General features: G+C 44.7%; 1 protein-coding gene. It reads right to left on the bottom strand.

Annotated elements, in window-relative coordinates:
- Positions 1-321 precede the first annotated feature (321 nt).
- The gene (locus tag IQ242_RS21470; RefSeq protein ID WP_193961344.1) at positions 322-2,373 is read right to left on the bottom strand and encodes a phosphatase PAP2 family protein; all 2,052 of its coding nucleotides are present in this window, start codon (positions 2,371-2,373) and stop codon (positions 322-324) included.
- Between the last annotated feature and the right edge of the window lie 522 nt (positions 2,374-2,895).

Here is a 2,895-nt window from a genome sequence, read left to right as displayed (position 1 = left end):
TATAAGATGAACGTAGGTTGGGCTTCGGCCGTGAGCTTTTGCCGAACGGTTGAAGCATGAAACCCAACGCCCGACCATGTTACGCTACCGCTAACCCATCCTACAAATAATTGTTCCTCCCTACTTAATTGACTCCCTGAAAATGGGTAAAACCCCACACCCTGCCCCCAGGAAAAACTTTTTCAGCAGACCCTATTTAGACAATCGGCTGAAAGACCAGCAATTCTCATTTTAAGGTTTCATGACATTAAAACCCTTGCACCCAGAGGGGTTAATAATTCTTAACGAGTCTCTAGATCGCTGAAACAACGCAAAATCGTTTCAAAATGAGAATTGCTGCTGAAAGACACTTGTCGCAACAAAATCGCCAACAGCTAACCCCATGTTAAAAGAATCAATACAAGCTTCCCGGACGTGAACTCCGCCATAAATACGGCTGAGGGCATCTTCCATTCCCGCTTGATAGAAGCTATTGAAATTACGAACGACACCGGGAAGTTCTTGGGAGACAGCACTAAACACATAGTTTTCACCAAAATACTCGGTCATCACTCCAGCAAATGCTCCCCCCATGGCGGAATGCCCTGACATATAATCCGGGAAAGGCGGCGAATTAACCCCCATTAATGTTGACAGCAAGGATTCCCAATTGGGATCGCCCACCGTAGAAGCTATCCCGTCATTAGCCGCAAATCCCCCAGCAATTACGTCATCAGGGCGAGGTTGGAGTTCAGTGTATTTCTCTTTCCAAGCGACGATTACCGCATCTGCCAGCGCGGTATTTAACGCGGCAAATAAGCTGGCATCTTCTTGCAAGGTATTGCCCTCACGCACGGCGATTTCTTGAGCAATTTGGTTTAATTGACCGTAGGGACGGAAGGTATCAGTCCGGTCATAGGCCCAGAAAACAGCCATTTCTGCCTGGTCTGCATTGCGTAAAGTGGTCGTGAGAGCAGTGTTTTGCAATCCACCATAGAGCCGGACTTCTTCAATTTCTTGGGCATACAATGTAGGATTTGTGTTAGGACGGCCATTAAGAATCACATCAAGTTGTTTTTGCGAGACAAACTGGTCAATGTTGCCAATTGTCCAAGGAGTTACCCCACCCCAGTTGGCACCGAGTGCTACCCCAGCAGTGGGTCCTAAGGTTTCTGGTGTCCAGACATAGTTTCCCGACGGCGCAGTGAAAGGCGTATTGTTGCTGGAACCATCATTAGCGCGTAAATTGAGGCTCTGATTGGCTACTAAAATGCCAAAATTAAAACCCCTGCTTTTATCGGTGGGACTCTCCTGAATCTCCGCCAGAGAATTGCTTACTTGCTGTAATAACAAGCTATTTTGTCCAGGTAATTGAGTAGAGAGAACTCGATAAGCCGCACCAACTACCGCCGCCTGCAACGAGGTATTTGTTGGTGCGTTCACATTTACAGCATAGGAGGGATATAAATTGTTGAAGGCCTGGACCGTATCATAGACGGCAGTAGAAACCAAGGCCATTAAGCGAGAACCCACTGTCGGCCCAACTCCCCGCCCTGCTTTTCCCTCGGCTTGAATCGCATTTAATGCGATCGCATTCCAGTCGATGATGGCATTAGTATTGAGTCCCGATACTAATTTACTGGTGACATTATTGGTTTCCAGTTGTTCGGTAATTTGGGTATTGGCATCAACTTGAGCGATGAGAAAGTAAGCCCCCGGAGCGATGACTGAAGTATTGTTTTGATACTGTAAGTTTAGGGTGACTGACTGCCCGGCGTTTAGGTTTAAGTTGGTACTAACACTGGTGAGTAAGGCATCGTTACTGTCAATCTCACCGTCAGTGGAAATGTAGAGTCTAACAGTACTGGAACCACTGGCGATCGCCTGTCCTTGATTGGTGACAATTACCTGTGCATTCCCCAGAGCGCCGAAGTTAACCGTACTTGGCAAAGTAATCGTGCCAAAACTGCCCACTAAATCTGGTAGTGAGACACTTGAGGTAAGACTTGAGGTAGAAGTTGAGGTAGAAGTTGAGGTAGGACTTGAGGCAAGACGTGAGGTAGAAGTTGAGGTAGGACTTGAGGTAGGACTTGAGGTAGAAGTTGAGGTAGGACTTGTTGAATTTTGGTTATTGCCATTGTTTGGTATCGTTCCTCCCCGAGTATTAAGTCCAATTGCACCTAAAAAATTAACTTGATTCAAAAGCGCGCTTAAATCTTCTAGGGAGAGAAGATTTAATTTTTTGTTACCGACAACCTCATTTAGCAACTGATCAATCTTACTGGATGCTTTAGTAATATCTGGTATTTTCTCGTTCTCAGTTACTTTCTTCTGATCATCAACGGGTTTTTTTGGTGATGACTGGGCGGTAGTTATAAGAGTGGTTGAACTCATGGGCAATAAGTTAGAAAAGACTAAAGGCATTCAAGACAGAAAGTATCGAAGCTTAACTTGTTATTGCGCTCCAGAACCAAACCGATGTCACCGTCAGTAGAAATTTACAGCTTCACAGCACAAGCACCGCTGGTGATCAGCTGTCCTTGATGGGCGACAATTACCTGTGCATTTCCTTGATCTGTTTGACAAGGTGGACAAAACGGGAATCGTAGTGGCAATTCAAACTTGAGTTTTGCGATACAACTGAGTGAGCCTACTCACATAGCCTAACTCATGGAATCCATAAATCACTAAAATTTTACATTTCTGAACGTAGATTTTTATCGATGGATAAAATAGATCCATTTCAGATAAGTCTATTGACATGATTATAGGTTCTTCGTTACTTGGTCTGGTTCGATAGGGGGGCATAAATCGACTAAATCCTTATCTGGCAAGAGACTTAATTGATTAGTTCGCTCTAGAGCAAAAACAATTGACAAAAATCGCTAAATGCCTTTCTATATAAGGGTTCCATTC

The sequence above is a fragment of the Microcystis sp. LEGE 08355 genome (assembly GCF_015207185.1).
Taxonomy (GTDB): domain Bacteria; phylum Cyanobacteriota; class Cyanobacteriia; order Cyanobacteriales; family Microcystaceae; genus Microcystis; species Microcystis panniformis.
The sequence above is the reverse complement of the archived record's forward strand: the minus strand, read 5'-3'. Positions and strand labels throughout refer to the sequence as shown.